4 protein-coding genes are annotated in these 15,770 nt (G+C 69.2%); 2 read left to right on the top strand and 2 right to left on the bottom strand.

The window, feature by feature from the left end:
* Positions 1–103: 103 nt before the first annotated feature.
* Positions 104–12,466 carry an LWXIA domain-containing protein gene (locus DIE23_RS21585; protein ID WP_124614003.1) on the bottom strand — a complete coding sequence of 4,121 codons (12,363 nt, stop codon included), beginning with the start codon at positions 12,464–12,466 and terminating at the stop codon, positions 104–106.
* A 533-nt stretch (positions 12,467–12,999) separates the two neighbouring features.
* Here DIE23_RS21585 and DIE23_RS21580 point away from each other — a divergent pair.
* Both DIE23_RS21580 and pal read left to right on the top strand, forming a co-directional pair.
* On the top strand, positions 13,000–14,259 hold the full coding sequence (locus DIE23_RS21580) for a porin (protein ID WP_124614002.1): 1,260 nt from the start codon (positions 13,000–13,002) through the stop codon (positions 14,257–14,259).
* Positions 14,260–14,586: 327 nt separating this feature from the next.
* Positions 14,587–15,078, top strand: coding sequence for a peptidoglycan-associated lipoprotein Pal (pal, locus tag DIE23_RS21570; protein WP_124614000.1), 492 nt, complete (start codon positions 14,587–14,589; stop codon positions 15,076–15,078).
* A 49-nt stretch (positions 15,079–15,127) separates the two neighbouring features.
* On the opposite strand, the gene DIE23_RS21565 is transcribed toward pal, so the two are convergent.
* On the bottom strand, positions 15,128–15,601 hold the full coding sequence (locus DIE23_RS21565) for a hypothetical protein (RefSeq protein WP_124613999.1): 474 nt from the start codon (positions 15,599–15,601) through the stop codon (positions 15,128–15,130).
* Between the last annotated feature and the right edge of the window lie 169 nt (positions 15,602–15,770).

Below are 15,770 nucleotides of genomic sequence, written 5' to 3'. Positions count from 1 at the left end.
ACATCCGCCCACATCCTCGTCACTTGCGCTTCAATCGCGTTGATCATCGTCACGCGCGACGTGTCGGCTGCTTCCGCCCCGCACACGCGCCGCGCAACATCCGTCACCCGACAACGACCTGCTGCCCCGGATCGATCTCGCCCGGATGGCTCGCGAGGTTCCGGTTGAGCTGCAGGATCTCGTTGAGCGCAACGTTGATCCGCTGACCGTCCGACATCCGCTGCTGTTCGTCGGCCGGCACGTGCGCGGCGGCAAGCAACGATCCTTCGTGACTTTGCGCGATCGTCCACAACGAATCGCCGGCCCCCACGGTCACCGTCAGCGGCGTTGGGCTCGACGCACCCGTCGAAGGCTGCACCGGTTGCGATGGCGTACCGGACGGCTGCGCGCTCGCCGTCGCAGTCGCAGTCGCAGTTGCCGATGCCGATGCCGATGCCGACGCATTCGGCTGCACCGGCGTCGTCGTCGCGCCGGGCGACGGCGCGAACGATGCGCCCGGCGCCGGCGTGCCGGCATTCGAACCCGACGGTTTCGGCGACGAACCCGGCGACTTGTGCTGATCGTCCGACGCGGTCGCCGACGTGTACAGGCTGATCCCCTGCATGATCCCGAAGATCGCCACCGGCGCCAGCGCGATGCCGGTCGGCAGGCGCTCCATCCACGGCGTCGCGTTCGGGAAATGCGAATGCAGGCGACCGGCGCCGAGCAGCGCGCCGGACATCGCGGTCAGCGTGCCGGTCACCGGATCCACCGTCAGCGCGGTATGGACACCGGTTGCGATGCCGACCGCCGACGTCAGGTAATCGCCGGTCGCGCTCGCGATCCGTGCGAGTTGACTGCGGTTCTCGGCGTTCACGCCGCGCAGGCTGCCCTTGTAGACGATACCGGTGTACACCGCGCTGAACGCGCCGCCGATCGCCTGTCCGCCGGCCAGCAGGTCGCCGTGCGCGATCGCCCGGAACGCATTCATCGTGATCGAGCCGCCGTAGCCGCCCAGCGCCAGCACGCGGCCGACGCGGCCGATCGAATGGCGCGGGCTGCCGTGGTGCAGCAACTTCAGCGACGTCCCGCCGACCACGCCCTGCATCTGCGCGAGCATGTCGGCGGCGATCGCCTTGGTATGCGCGACGGTATCGTCGAACGACAGCATCCCGCCGTCGTTCAGCGCGCGAAGCTGTGCTGCCATCGCCTTGCCTTCGTGCGCGATCTGCTCCAGCTGCGTACCGCGTGCGGTCACGTCGAAACCGTTCGCCTTGAGCTGTGCCTGCAGCCCGCGCACGAGCCGGTCGACGACGCGGTCGAACACGCGCGGATCGCCGTTCTTCAGGCTGGCGACCGCGCCGTGATGCAGCGCCTGGAACACGCGCCCGACCCGCAGGCCTGCATACAGCGAGTTCGTCGCGGTGCGCACCGACTCCCGGCCGACCGCGACGAGCACGCCCGCGCCGGCGCCGCCGGTCACGGTGGCCGCCGCGATGTCGCCGGCGATCCGCTTGGGCGACGGCGGCGGCGTGTTCTCGCCGATCGGCTCGTCGTGCACCCGCAGCGCATGCAGTTCCGCCTGCGCGCGCTTCGCATCGGGAATGTCGACCTGCGCGAGCTGGGCGGCTTCCCGGCGGCTCGCGCCGATCGGCTTGGTGCCGTCGTTGAGCAGCGCCGGATCGTGCACGACCGCGCGCCAGTGGTCGAGCGGGTCGGCGGCGGCCGGCCGCTTGCCGGTGGTCACCCGGTCGGGCACGCTGCCGCCGTAGTCGGCCAGCCAGCGTCCGCCGAACGTGCGCGCGCCCTCGTCCGTCCCGGTGCGCGGCGGGTTGCCGTCGGCTTCCCACAGCGGCGTCGCATGCTCGATCGTCGCCTTGCGCGCCTGGTTCAGCCAGACGGTCGTATTGCCTTCGTAGATCTTCTGGCGCAGCGCGGCGATGTCGGCGGGTGTCATCCCGTCGGCGGCACCCAGCCGCTCGACCTCCGCGAACAGCAGCTGATGCTGGTTCGCCAGCGTCTGCCGGTCGACGCGCTCGAACACGCGCGTGAGCGCATCGGCGCCGTGCAGGCGGTTGATGATCTCGGGCCGGTTGCGGTTCTCGACGATCAGCTTCGCGAGCGCGCCGGTGAGATCCTGGTTGCCGATGAAGTCCGCGCCGTGCGTGCCGTACGACAGCCCCATGTGCACCCATTCGAGCCCCTTGCGCTCGAGCACCGCGCGCAGCAGCTTCTCGTGCCCGCCGCCCGGCACCGATTCCGGCACCGCATCCCAGCCGTGGAACGTGACCATCACGTTCGGCGCCTTCGTGCCGGGATGCGCGTTCGACCAGCGTTCGAGCGCGGTCATCACACGCACGTAGTCGTGATACGTGTCGTTGGTGCCCGACTGGAACCGGTAGTCGGTACCGGACACGAGCGCGCGCGACGGCGCGGTCTCGAGCCGGATCGCGAAACCCGTGCGCGCGGCCTCGTCGAGCCAGCGATGCAGATGCGCGAGATCGTCGAGCGCGAGCGCCGTCCCGTCCGAGTCCGGCGCCGGATGGATCATCCCGTTCTCGCCGTCGAACACGGCGCGCTTCTGGTCGCCGAGCGCACGCACCGCCTGCAGGAAATCCGAATCGTGCGCCTTGCCGAGCACCGCCGCGAGCGAATGCGGATCGATCACGAGCGTGACGACCGGCATCACGCCGCCGTACCGCTCGACGAGTGCCCCCATCAACGCGGGATCGTCGCTCAGCGAGAACGAACGCGCCATCGGCACCATGCGATCCTGCAACGCCTCGCTCGAGCGCGTGAAGATCTGCCGGATCCGCTTGTCGGCGACGGTCGCCGCGCCCAGGTTGCGCGTGCGCGCACGCAGCTTGCCCGGCACCGGCAGGAACCGCGACGCCGAGGTCGACACGTCGCGCGCGACGTACAGCTTGTTGAGCAGCGTGCGCCACATGCCCACGTCGACCATCACGGCCTGCGGCTCGCCCTTCAGCACGAGGTTCACGTCGCCCGCCCGCTGCGCCTGCTTGTTGTACGCCTCGATCTGCTGGTGCGTCGCGAAATACTGCTCGGGTTTCGCCGCGCCGTTGCGCAGGCTGAACTCGACGGAGGTCGCCGACGACAGCCCCGGCTGGTACGGTTCGATCGACAGCGGCTCGGGCGCGGTGCCCTTGGTCCCCAGGCGCCGCAAGTCCGCGAGCACCTCGTTGTAGCCGTGCCGGGTCCGGGCCGCGAGCGCGCGGAACGGCGCCGAGTGCAGGCCGCGCGCTTCCGCATCCTTCCATTGATCGTGCAGCGCCTTCGCGCGCGCTTCGAGCGCGGCGACGCGCGTCGGCCGTGCGCTGTTCAGGAAATCGCGCGGCGACAGTTGCGTGAGCAGGAAGTGCACGTCCGTGCCGAAGCGGTCATTGCCGATCGGCATGGCGTCGAGCGCCACGCCCGGGTGGTTCTTGTCATTGGCCTGCGGGATCTTGTCGAACCAGCGCATCTCGCCGTCGCGCTCGGCGATCAGGCCGACGGGATCGCCGACCGCCTCGGCGATCGCGCCGTCGGTCCTGAACACGTAGATCACATGGCGGCCACCGTCCAGCGCGCCGTTGCGGATCGCGGTCAGCAGGTGCGACACGCTGTTGCCGCTGAAGTCGACCGCGTTGAGCGCGGACTTGTCCGACGGCAACAGATGCGGATCGACCGGCGCCAGCGGCGCGGCGTTCGCGTCGTCGCCCTGCTCCGCGCGCGCCAGCGGCCGGCGCACCGGCACGATCGACTGGAACAGGTCGCCGGCCGAGCGGAACGGTTTCTTCTCGACGGCCGGGGCCTCCTTCGCCGGCCGGAACCCGCCGATGCGGTCGACGGTGGCGGGCGTCACGTCGCTGACGACGAAGCGAATCCCGCGGCGCGGCGACCGGCCGACCGGAACGCCGCCGCGGCGGCGGCGCCGGAATACCGTGCGCAGATCCTGCTCGGGAATCTCCGTATCGCCGAGCGACGCCTTCTCGACGTACTTCCACTCGTGGTTCGTGTTGCGCTGCGCGTAGCCGAGCACCTTGCCCGTCTCGTCGTCGACCACGTGAATCCAGCGCTGCTCGCCGGAGACCGCACGCACGGCCTGGCGCGGCCGCTTGAAGACCGGCGCGTCCTGCAGCTTCGACACGTCGCCGGCGAGCGTCGTCTCGATCGCATGGCCCGACGTCGTCACGTCCCACGACGTCTTGCCGTCCGGCGTCTCGATCTTCGACGGGCCGCCGAACGCCACCAGTTCGTCGTGCGCGACCGGCGACACATGGAAATCGAATTTGCCGCGTGCGCGTCGGCCGCCGCTGTTGGCGTTCTCCAGCGCCTTGGTCAGCGCATGCGGCACGCGCGCGCCGTTCAGCATCCGCACCGGGCCGAGCGCGCCGTTCGCGTCGGTTTCCAGAACCGCGACGAAGGCCGGCGGTGTGTAGGTCGCGGCGCCGCCAGGCGGCTCGTGATGCGTGGTGATCAGCACGTGCGCGTTGGGGCCCAGCTGCCGGGCCAGTCCGTCCAGCGTCGGCGCATGCCGGCCGTCGACCCGCGTGAGCGTGCGGCGGCCGAGGGTGTCGAGCCAGGCGGCGGCTCGCGCCTGATTTTCGGTCTCGACCGCCGCGGCACCTTGGGGCGCGGCAGGCGCGGCTGCATGACCGGAAACGGTCGCCGGCGTTGCCGCGGCGGACGGGTTGGCCGGGTCGCCGGCCGTGCTCGCCAGACGGCCGGCCGGCCCCGTGTGGCCGAACATCGGCCAGGTCGGGCTGCCGTCGACCGCGCCGAGCGCGCGCGCGCCGCCCGCATGCACGGCCGCATAGCCTTCCGGCAAGCCGGAGCGATCGATGCCGACGAGCCGGTACGACACGTCGCCGGTCGCCGCGTCGCGGGTGCGCACGACGTACATGTCGACGCCGGCCGGCTTGAACAGCGTGCCGCCATCGGGCGTGGTGATGCGCAGCGCACTCGCCGGATCGTGGCCGAGCGCCGACAGCAGCACGACGTCGGCCGGTGCGGCGGCCTCGACCGCGGCCAGATTCGCGGTGGCGCTCGCCGCGACGCGTTCCGCCGGCGTCAGGTAGCCGTGCGCGAACGCGGCGTCGTCGGGCAACGCATCGGCCGGCACGTACGCATGATTGCGCGGCCCGGCATGCGCCGCATCGAGCGCCTGCCCGAGATCGTCGTGCGCAATCGTCCTCACGCCTTCCGGCAACGCGAGCGGCGCTTCGGCGGCCGTGCGGGCCGTCGCGTGCGCTGCCGATGCCGCGGCGTCCGGCACCGTGCCGCTGAACCGGAACCAGCCCGCCTCGGGATCGAGCGCGCCCAGATCGATGCCGCTGCCGAGCACGATGCTGCCATCCTGCATCACGAATTCGACGCGCAGATTCGTCAGGCCGGCCATATCGAACGCCTGCATCACGTCGTCGATCACGCCGGTCGGCTCGGGCCGATCGAGCAACTCGCTCGGCCAGTGCAGGCGCACGGTGCCGCCTGCCTGCGTCACGCGCGCGGCATCGCCGATCACGCCCGGCCGGTCGGCCAGCGCGGTGCGGAACGGATGGTCGAGCGTGACCGATTCGAACGTGTCGTCCGGAATCGCGGTGAAATCGTAGCCGGGATCCGCGAACGTCGGATCCGCCACGCGCGGCACCGTGGGGCGCGGCGGCGGATCGGCGAACGGACGCGACGCGGTGCGGTGGGTCGCCGCGACCGGCTCCGCGTCACGACCCGCGGGGAGCGCCGGGCGTCCGGCGCGCGCCGGATCGCCGCGGAAGCTTTGCATCGGCAGACGATCCTTGTCGACCTGGCCGGTCAGTCGCGTGCCGCGTACGGTGGTCGAACCGTCGGGTTCGACGAGCAGGATGTCCGGCGGCGCCCAGACCGACGTCGGGCGTCCGGTCAGTTCGGACAGGCGCTGAGCGAGCGCCGCGGCGAAGGTCGTGCTGGCCGCGCGGACCTGGCCGGGCGCGATGCGCAACGGATCGTGCTTGTTCGACCCGCCGAAGCATGAATACAGCGTGACGTCCTGCCCCGGTTCGAGATGCGGCGCGACGCGCTCGGCGACCTCGTCCGGCGTGAGCGGCCGGCCTTCCGGGCCCAGCATCGCGTCGGCCGAGATCCCGTGGCCGAACACCACGTGATGACCGGGTGGCGACATCAGCCCGCGCGCGCCGATCGGATGCAGCGGATCGTCGGCCGGCATCAGCAGCGTATCGGCCGGACGCAGGAATTCGGGATGTTGCGTCGCGTCGATGCCGGTCACGTCGTCGAAGCCGGGCTGCAGCACCGACTGCCCGTGAATCGTCGTCGTGACGACGCCATCGTTGGCGATCTTGCGATCCGTATAGACGCGACTGGTCTTCGGATAGATTTTCTCCGTCTTGCCCGACAGGCCGTCGTCGGCCTCGGCTTCGGCCACCTGCTCGACCCGAGCGGCCCATTCGTCCGCCGTGAAGATCTGCGCCGGCTGGACCTCGATGAGCGGGGTCGGCACGTAGACGGGCGGGTCGCCCGCGTCCGGTTCGGGGGCGAGCCGCGGATGCGCGGGCCCGCCCGGCGTCGCTTCCGGGCGTCCGGCGTCGGCCGGTGCAGGCTCGGCGCCGCGCCGGCCGCTATCCGCGTCCGGATCGATCTGCGCTTCGATCGGGTGCACCGGTTCGACCGGCGCATCGCCATGCGAGAGCGTGCGCGCCACGGGCTCGCCCCGCTGCGCGAACACCATCGGCGGGTCGCTGGCATCGGGCGCCTCGGGCAGGTGCAGATAGAGCCGCGTCGCGACGTCGGGATCGTGTGCCGGCAGGACGATGTCGTCGTCGATCGGATACAGTTCCAGCGCACCCGTGCCGCGCACCGAGTTGGACGTGATCGACGCGATCACGGGCACCTGCAGTTCGTACGCAAGCTCCTGTGCGAACGAATAGCCGCCCGCACCGAGATAGCATCCGGTCAGCAGCACGCCGTTGCCTTCCGTATAGGCCGGATCGTCGAGCAGCTTGCGCGCGAATTGCCGCGGCGAAATCGTGCCGCCTTCGGTAACTGCGGCCGCGCTATCCAGGCTCACGTCGCGCGGCTTCGTGCCGTGCGATTCGGCGATGTCGAAGCCGGACACCTTCAGGAACTGCCGCGCGGTCGCATGGCCCAGCAGGTTCACGACGTTCGAGCCCGGTATCGGCCGCAATTCCAGCGGATTGATGCGAACCGGCTGCGCGCCGCCCGGCGAAAACTTGCCGTTCACGTCCGGCTCGATCTCGAACCGCGCGAGCCGGCGGTTCGGATTGGGGATCGCACGCTGCCATCCGGCCGCGTCGTCGTCGCCCAGCCGGCCGAATACCGGGGCCTGGATCAAGTCCGCGAATTCCTGCAGCAACTCGGGATCGGCGCCGCTGCGCGGCCCTTCCAGCGCGATCGGCGTGCCCGGCGTATAGCCTTTCCACGCCAGTTCCTCCAGCGCGTGCGTCATCTCGAGCGCGCTCGCCGAGCGGCCGCTGCGCGGATTGATGACCGCGCCGCCGCGATTCGTCAGCACGCGCCATACGTAGACGCCGAGCGGTACGCGCGCGTCGCCCGATGCGCCGCGGCCGCCCCAGCGATTCGACACCGGACGCGGCGCCACCGTGCTCCAGTCGACCGCGTGCGCGCCCTGGTCGATGACCGCCAGCGCCGGCGAGAACCGGTAGGTGCGCGGCGCATGCTGCACCGAATGGTCCGGCTTCCCGGCGAGACTCGGGGCGCCTGGTTCCACGACGATGCCGGTCGTATAGCCGGAGTCCGGGCTGCCGTCGCTGCGATAGCGCGGCGAACGCCACGCGACGAAGCCGCTTGCGCCGTACACGTCCACGCCGAGCACGTTCGCGAGCAGTTGCGCGAGCGGACTCACCCGCGTGCCCGCGCCGCACGCATAGAGGATGACCGGCGATTTGCCGTCCCAGCCGCTCTGGCGCACCATCTCGGCCAGGTCCTCGGCGCTCATCGGCTTGCCGGTCGCGCTCGCGAACGCGTCGGACCACGCATGCGCGTACACGGCGAAGTAGCCGGGCGGCACCGGCATCAGTGGCCGCTCGCCTGCCGGCAGCCGGTTTTCAGGCTGGTCCGGATGGTTCGAATAGATCGCGAGATCGGCTTCGCGGCGCGGATACGCGCCCCATTGCGTTTCGCTCAGGCCGACCGGCGCGTTGATCACGTCGACACGCCGGCCATTCTCGCCGCGGATCAACGGCTTTGCGGGATCGAACCCGCGCGGGTACAGCACGCGCAGCGTGCGATCGTACGTATCGTTGATCGACAGCGTCAGTGCGTCGCGAGCGTCGTTGAGCCCGACGCGAGCGACCACCGCTTCAGGCGGCACCGTGCCGTCCGCGGCGATCGCGCCGTGGTCGACCAGCGCGACCTGGTAGCGGCCCGCCGCCACGCCGCCGCGGGCGACCATCATCGCGTCGTGATACGACGCGTAACGTGTGACGCCGATCGTGCCGTCCTCGTCGGACGCGGCGGCCGCCAGCTTCGCCGGATCGCCCCCCGCGGCCGCGCGCCGCGCGTCCGCGTTCGCCGCCCGGATGTCGTCCGGCAGGTTGCCGCGTTCGGTCGAGGGCAGTCCGTCCTCTTCGGGGTTGCGCACGTTCCCTTCGCCGTCCTCCAGCGCGTACACGTAGTATTCGACGTCCTCGAGGCGGTTGCCGCTGTCGAGAATCGATCCGACCACGCCGCCCAGGATTTCCGGGTCGGCCGCGACGTGCGCGGGAATGCTCCACGACGCGGGGCGTCCCGACGTTGCCGGCGTGCCGGCCTTGGCCGGTGTCGCCTGTTCGCCTGCCAACGCATCGGCAATCGCCGGCGTCACTTCGCCGTCGATCCCTTCGGCGTCGGGCGCGAGCCTCATCAGGATCGCGTCGCCATCGTCCGGCGTGCCCTGCGTGCGGCGCGCCCGCAGCCACGCGGTGAAGCGCGCCCGCAGCCCGCCTTCCGCCGGCGACACCGGCTCGCCGTCGGCGGCGGGTTCGCCGAAACTGGCCGCCTGTTCCTCGGCGCGCTGCCAAGGATTGCCGATCTCGCCGACCGCGAGACGCTGGTTCGCCAGCCCGTTGCCGAGCAGCGTGTTCGCCACGTCGACCGAGATCGGCCTCGGCATCGACGGCGGTGCGGGCGTCTTCGTGATCGCACGGATCGGACGTTCCATCAGCGTGTGCGAGCCGAGGCCCATCTGCGCGACCCCGATCCCGAGGTTCAGCAATTGCTGCGCGCGATCGGAATCGGACATCGCGTCCCAGTTCTTCACGAGCGACACGCTCTGGTCGACCATCTGGTAGCCGCCGATCGCGCCGCCCGTGACATTGAACACGCCGGCCGTGCGGCCCGTCGTCTGCGCGACCGACTGGAACGCGTCGGCTTCCTGCGCGAAACGGCCGAGCCCAGCCACGTCGGCCGTCACGCCCTCGCCGCGCGATGCCAGCGTGATCATGTCCGAGACCTGCCCCGTCGTGCGCAGCAGCGACGAAGCTTCCGCGAGCGACTTCGCCGCGACGCCCAGCCCGCCGCCTGCGATGCCCGCGCCGCTGCCGATCAGGCTGATCCAGTCGCCGCGCGCCTGTGCGTTGCCGAAGCCGATCGACTGGCCGTGATCGCTCAGATTGTTCAGGTCGCCGATGGCGGCCGGCACGCCGACCGCCATCCCGGCGCCGACGGCGGTCCACGCGGCGCCGAGCATCAGGCCGCCGACCGGCGCACCGATGCCGCTCGCGACCAGCACGAGACCGCCGGCCGCGGCGAGAATGCCGGTACCGATCTCGAGGTAGTGTTCGGCGTGCTGGTACCACTCCGTCTTGTGTGCGTCGATCGATTCGTACTGCGAGAAACCGCCGGACGCGGAACCGTTCGTCAGGCTCTTCGGCACGTACAGCTTGCCGTCATCGGACAGCGCATTGTTGTGCTGGTAGTCGTCGACGGTGTCGTACTTCCAGCCGCGGTCGTCGATCAGCTTGTACTGGTCCGGATGGTTCTCGACCTGCACCTTGAACAGCACGCTCGGCGCGGTACCGGTCCCCTTCGACACGTAGTAGATCGGCACCAGCGACACGACCGCGTGGTCGCCGCCGACCTTGCGGATCTGGTCGACGACGGCCTGGATCATCTGCGTCGCGGCAGCATTCTTCGCGTACAGCGACTGGCCGTTTACCGCCGTGCCGCCCTGCAACTGCCCGTTGCTGACGATCAACTGCTCGAGCATCGCCATCGACGGCACGTCGTTCCGGTCGGTCGGGATCGCGCCCGGGTCGTCCGGCTGGATCCCGAGCCCCGCGCCGACGAAGTTCGTCATCTGATCGGAGCCGGTGGTGAACGTATAGGACTTGTCGTCGAAGTTCTTCTGGAAGTCGTCGAAATACGCTTTCAGCTGCTTGTCCGGATCGGCCTGGAACGCCTTGTAGCTGGTGCTGGCGGCGTCCTTGTTCTGCTTGTTCTGCGCACTCTGCGTGCCCTGGTCGTAACGCAGCTGGAAGTCGTTCGCGAAGCCCGCGCGGAACCGGTCGTCGTTCTGCATCTTCGACAGCAGCGCCTTCGACAACGCCGGATCGACGCCCGACGACAGCGCCTGGCGCACGCCGTCGAACCCGTAGCCGGCGTCGCTGCCGCGCAGCGTGTAGATGAGCGTCTTCGCATTGCCCTTGTCGTCGAGCAGCCAGTTCGCGACGTCGTCCTCCCGTTGCACGGGCACGCCGCTCGCGGTCGGCTGCTGATCGGCGAGCCCGACCGCCGTGCTGAGGCCCTTGTAGAACTCGATGCCGTCGCCGTAGGGCTGCGGTGTGCCCGTGTTCGACTGCGTCCACTTGTTGCCGAAATCCTTCTCGACGGTGTCGAGCACGACGCCCGCGAATTCGGGCGGGGCATTCGCGAGGATCTCCTGCATCCACTTGCCGACCTTGTCGGCATTCATCCGGCCGTCGGAACGCGCCTGCATGCTGGCCTGATCCGTCGCCTGCGAATCGGGCTTCTGCATCAGCGGATCGATCTGCGAATGGATGAACTTCGCGTCGAAATGCGGCTGGCCGGCCTGCGTCCACAGCGCCTGGCGCTCGTCCAGCGAGAACGACGCGTTCATGTTGGTCTTCAGCACCTGAAGCGCCGCGCCGGGATCGCTGCCCGGGTTCTGCATCAACTGCGCGACCTGTTGCTTCGTGTACTGCAGCCGCACGTCGGGCGCCGCCGCGAGCAGCGTCTGGATCTTCTGATAACCGGGATTGTTCTTGTCCGCCTGTGCCTTCGCCATCGCATACGCGAACACGCCGCCGGCCTGGTCGATCTGCGCGTTCAACGCCTTCGCGTCCGCGTCGCTCATGCCGTTCGTGCTCACCGGGATGCCCGTCATCTTGACGAACGCTTCCGCGAGCGGATTCTGCTGCGCGAGCACCTTCTCCTGCGTCGACAGGTTCGGATCGTTCGGATCGACGGTCACGCCGGTGTCCTGCAACAGCGCGAACGTGACCGGGTCGGACTGCGCGAGCTGTTTCATCTGCGGCGACAGTGACGGATCGTCGGGGTTGATCGTCGCGATCGTGCGCTTGAGCTGGCTTTCCTCGCCCAGCGCGTCGACGAGGCCGGTGTACCACATGCCGTCGTGATTCTGCTTCACCGACGCGACCACCTGCTTCTGCTCGTCGGCCGTCACGTAGGTCAGCGCGGTGTCGTCGCCGCCCGTCACGACCTTGTCGTACTGGCTCTGCGCCTGCGACAGTTCCTGCGTGATGTCGGCCTCGTCGGCGCGGCGCAAGCCGCCCGGCTCCTTCTGCCACGCCGCGTAATCGGCCTTCGCGTCGTTCAGGCGCAGCGTCGCGGCCGACGTGCTGTATTCGTGGCGCAACGCGGTAGTGAGCGCCGTGTACGCGTCGTTGGCATTCGTGTCGGCCGTGCTGGCCGCCTGGCGCAGTTGCGCGCCGACCTCGGGATCGGCACGCCGGATGCCGCCCGGCAACGCGTTGTACTGCTGCACGTCGGCGTTCGCGTCCTGGTCCTTCTGCATCGCCATCGCGAACTGGAACGCCTTCACGCTGGTCGCCCGCTCGGGCGCCGACTCGGCCGATACCGCCTTTTGCGAATCGTCGAGCACCGAGCCGAGCACCGGATCGTTCGGCGACGCATTGCGCAGGTCCGAGGCCACGCCCGCGATCGCCTTGTTCGTATCGCCGCCGCCGTCGGCCGCGACGCGCATCTGGTTCTCGACGGCCGCCTGCACCGAGCCCCATGCCGCTTCGGCCTTCTTCACCTGGTTGTCGAGATCGGCCTGCGACGCACCCTGGTCGTGCAGGCGCTTGAGCGTCGCCATCTCGGCCTGCGCGAGCTGCAGCAGGCGCTGCGTCTCGGCCTGCGCGGCCGCGAGGGCCTGCTGTTCCGGCGTCTGCGCCGGCGGGGTGCTGCCGGAACCGTTCTTCGGTGCCGGTTCGTTGTCATCCTGCGGCTGCGGCACGTTCACCGGTCCGCCCCCGCCCACAGCCATCAACACCATGTCCGTTCTCCCGCGGCATGCGTGACGTGCCGGCACAGCGGCAGGCGGGCCACGCGCAATGGTCCATTGTGCCGAACGGGAAAGCGTGAAAAAGTCGCGGATTACGTAGTCGTGCCCCCGGTTGCGGCGGCGCGGGAAGACGCATGCTACGAACGCAATGACCCCGACGCGACGATTCGGGCCTTGCCGCTTCCGCCGGAAAATTTTGCAGGTTGCCGCGCGCCGGGTCATAAATACCTGCTGCCGCCAACCGGCGACCTTGCACCGGCGCGGCGAAGCCGACGCAGCACTGCCGCTTGCCAGCCGCTCGCGCGCACCCGCGACTGTGCATCTGTCCCGCGCATGCGCCGCAACCCGGCTGCGGCGCGATGTCGTGATTCCCTACGATTCCGCTCGATTTCGCAGAGCACCTTTCCTGTGCAGTGCCTTAATCGGCGGTCGCACGATCTCCAATAATGGCCGCTCGATCCGTCGGCCGGCGCGCCGACGCGACCCACCGGCGATCGGGCCGAAGACCAACGATAAGAAATCCTATGCATTACTGCAAAACCAGCCAGCCCGCCGGCGCGCGCTCGGCCGCGTCGCCTGCCACCTGCGGCGGCCGTCTTGCCGGCACGCTCCCGCGGACCGTGATCGCCGCCTGCGTGGCCGGCTTCCTGATTCCGTGCGTCGCGCGAGCGCAGAGCAGCGTGACGCTGTACGGCCTGATCGACACATCGATCACCTACTCGACCAACCAGCGTACGCAAGGCGCCGGTTCGCCGGGCAGCGGCGGCGTCGCGCTGACGAGCGGTGCGTTGAACGCATCGCGCTGGGGGCTGCGCGGCCGCGAGGATCTCGACGGCGGGATGGCGGCGGTCTTCACGCTCGAGAACGGCTTCTCGGGCACGACCGGCAAGCTGTCGCAGAAAGGCGTCGACATGTTCGGCCGTCAGGCGCGGATCGGCGTGAGCTCGCGCACGGCCGGCACGCTCACGTTCGGCCGCCAGTACGACCTGATCCTCGATTTCGTGACGCCGCTCGGCGCGTCGGGCCCCGGCTGGGGCGGCAACCTCGCGGTGCATCCGTACGACAACGACGACTCGAACCGCAACCTGCGCATCAACCACGCGGTGAAGTACACGAGCCCGACATATCGCGGGCTGACGTTCGGCGCGATGTACGGATTCTCGAACACGGCCGGCGCGTTCTCGAACAACGCCGTATGGAGCGCGGGGCTCGGGTACGCGAACGGACCGCTGAAGCTCGGCGCCGGTTACCTGAAGATCAGCCGCGACCGCAACGCACCGAACCCGGACGGCGCATTGAGCACGGTCGACGGCTCGGCGACGATCACCGGCGGCAACCAGCAGATCTGGGCCTTGGCAGGCCGCTATTCGTTCGGCCCGCACTCGGTCGGCGCCGCGTGGTCGCACTCGGCCACCGACGGCGTGAGCGGCGTGCTCCAGGGCAGCGGCATCACGCCGCTGAAGGGAGAGGCGCTCGTCTTCGACAACTTCACGGTCGACGGCCGCTACTTCGTCACGCCGGCGTTCAGCCTGGCCGCCGCGTACACGTACACGATGGGTCGTTTCGACACGCGCACGGGCCAGACGCGCCCGAAATGGAACCACGTGGTCACGCAGGCGGACTACGCGTTCTCGAAACGCACGGACGCGTATCTCGAAGCCGTCTATCAAAGCGTGAGCGGCGGCGACGGCAATCCCGCGTTCAACGCGACCGTCTGGACGATGACGCCGTCAGCCAACAGCAACCAGGTGGTGGTCGCGCTCGGGTTGCGGCACAAGTTCTGACGGGCGGCGACGCGCCCGCACCGGAGTGGCACATCACGCATGCGCGGCGCATGCCGTGGCGTTCGCGCAACCAAGAATGCGTCCTGCCTCGTTTCCGCGCCAAAAATGACGGAGAAACTGGTCACGCTGTGACATTTTTCCTAATCTGGTTGCAGCGGCGCCGTGTGTCGGCGTTCCGGCCAAGACAATCTTTCATATGGCACATCGCCGGCTTACGAAAGCGCATCGCGCCCGGCAGCCGGCACGTTCGTGCCGTCTCGCCGCATGCGTGACGCGGCAGATCGCGCGCACCACGCTTTCCATGCAGTCAACCGCAGGAGACGCACGATGAGCAAAACGAACCGATTTGCGGTCATGGCAGCCTTCGCGCTGCTGGCGGGTTGCCACCACGCGGCGAAAACGCCCGAGAATGCCGGGATGGCGCCGGCGCCGTCGAGCGAGGCGGTCGCCACGGTGGCGGCCGACGATCTCGACAATCCGAACAGCCCGCTCGCGAAGCGCAGCGTCTACTTCGATTTCGACCAGTACTCCGTGAAGCCGGAATACCAGACGCTGCTGCAGGCGCACGCCGACTACCTGCGCAGCCATCCGTCTCGCCGCGTGCTGATCCAGGGCAACACCGACGAACGCGGAACGTCCGAATACAACCTCGCGCTCGGCCAACGCCGGTCGCAAGCCGTGATGAGCGCGCTCGAAACGCTGGGCGTGCAGGCCACGCAACTCGAAGCGGTCAGCCTCGGCAAGGAAAAGCCGGTCGCGCTCGGCCACGACGAAGATTCATGGGCGCAGAACCGCCGCGCCGATCTCGTTTATCGTTGATCGTTGATCGAACGCCGCGGCGACGGCGGGACGGACACCCGCGTCGCGCTCAACGCAACCGCTCGAGCCGACGATGCAGCCAGCGCGACATCACCGCCGATGTCACGAACGAATCGAGTATCGCGATCACGTTGATGCCGCCGATTTCATCATCGTTCATCAGATGCGTCAGCAACAACACATAACCGACCATCAGACCGGTGCCGGCGATCACGCCCAACAACACGAACCCGCGCCGCCGGATGCGCGTGCCGATCGCACCCATGATCCCGCCCGCGATCGTCGCGGGCAGGAAATAGCCGAACACGAACGACGCAACAAAGATCAGCGGCACCATGCCTGCGCAGAGTTTCAGCGTGTCCCACTGCGGCCCGTTGATCACGGACCACGCAATCAGCATCACGCCCGGCCAGACGAGCGCCGCGACCAGCGGCGCGCCGAAGGCAAACGACACGCAGCCGAGCACGATGTGATTGGACAGACGTGACGATTTGCGCGGCGGGCGCTCGAGAGCGGTGCTCATGGTTCTTGTAGTCGGAATCGGAATGGCGGCGAGCCGCAGTGTACCAAGCCACCGCACCTCGCCGCCGATCCGGCACCCGTGCACGCCGCGCGCCGGTTCGTGTCGCTATATGCCGCGACGTGCCGATACGCAAAAAGCATGGAATAAAGGGCCTGCCGGAAACGTTTCG

Source organism: Burkholderia sp. Bp9143 (assembly GCF_003853645.1).
GTDB lineage: Bacteria > Pseudomonadota > Gammaproteobacteria > Burkholderiales > Burkholderiaceae > Burkholderia.
The sequence above is the reverse complement of the archived record's forward strand: the minus strand, read 5'-3'. Positions and strand labels throughout refer to the sequence as shown.

Bases quoted from the DNA above. Each gene is read 5' to 3' on its own strand.
- DIE23_RS21585 (WP_124614003.1), bottom strand. From the start codon at position 12,466: ATGGTGTTGATGGCTGTGGGCGGGGGCGGACCGGTGAACGTGCCGCAG.
- DIE23_RS21580 (WP_124614002.1), top strand. From the start codon at position 13,000: ATGCATTACTGCAAAACCAGCCAGCCCGCCGGCGCGCGCTCGGCCGCG.
- pal (WP_124614000.1), top strand. From the start codon at position 14,587: ATGAGCAAAACGAACCGATTTGCGGTCATGGCAGCCTTCGCGCTGCTG.
- DIE23_RS21565 (WP_124613999.1), bottom strand. From the start codon at position 15,601: ATGAGCACCGCTCTCGAGCGCCCGCCGCGCAAATCGTCACGTCTGTCC.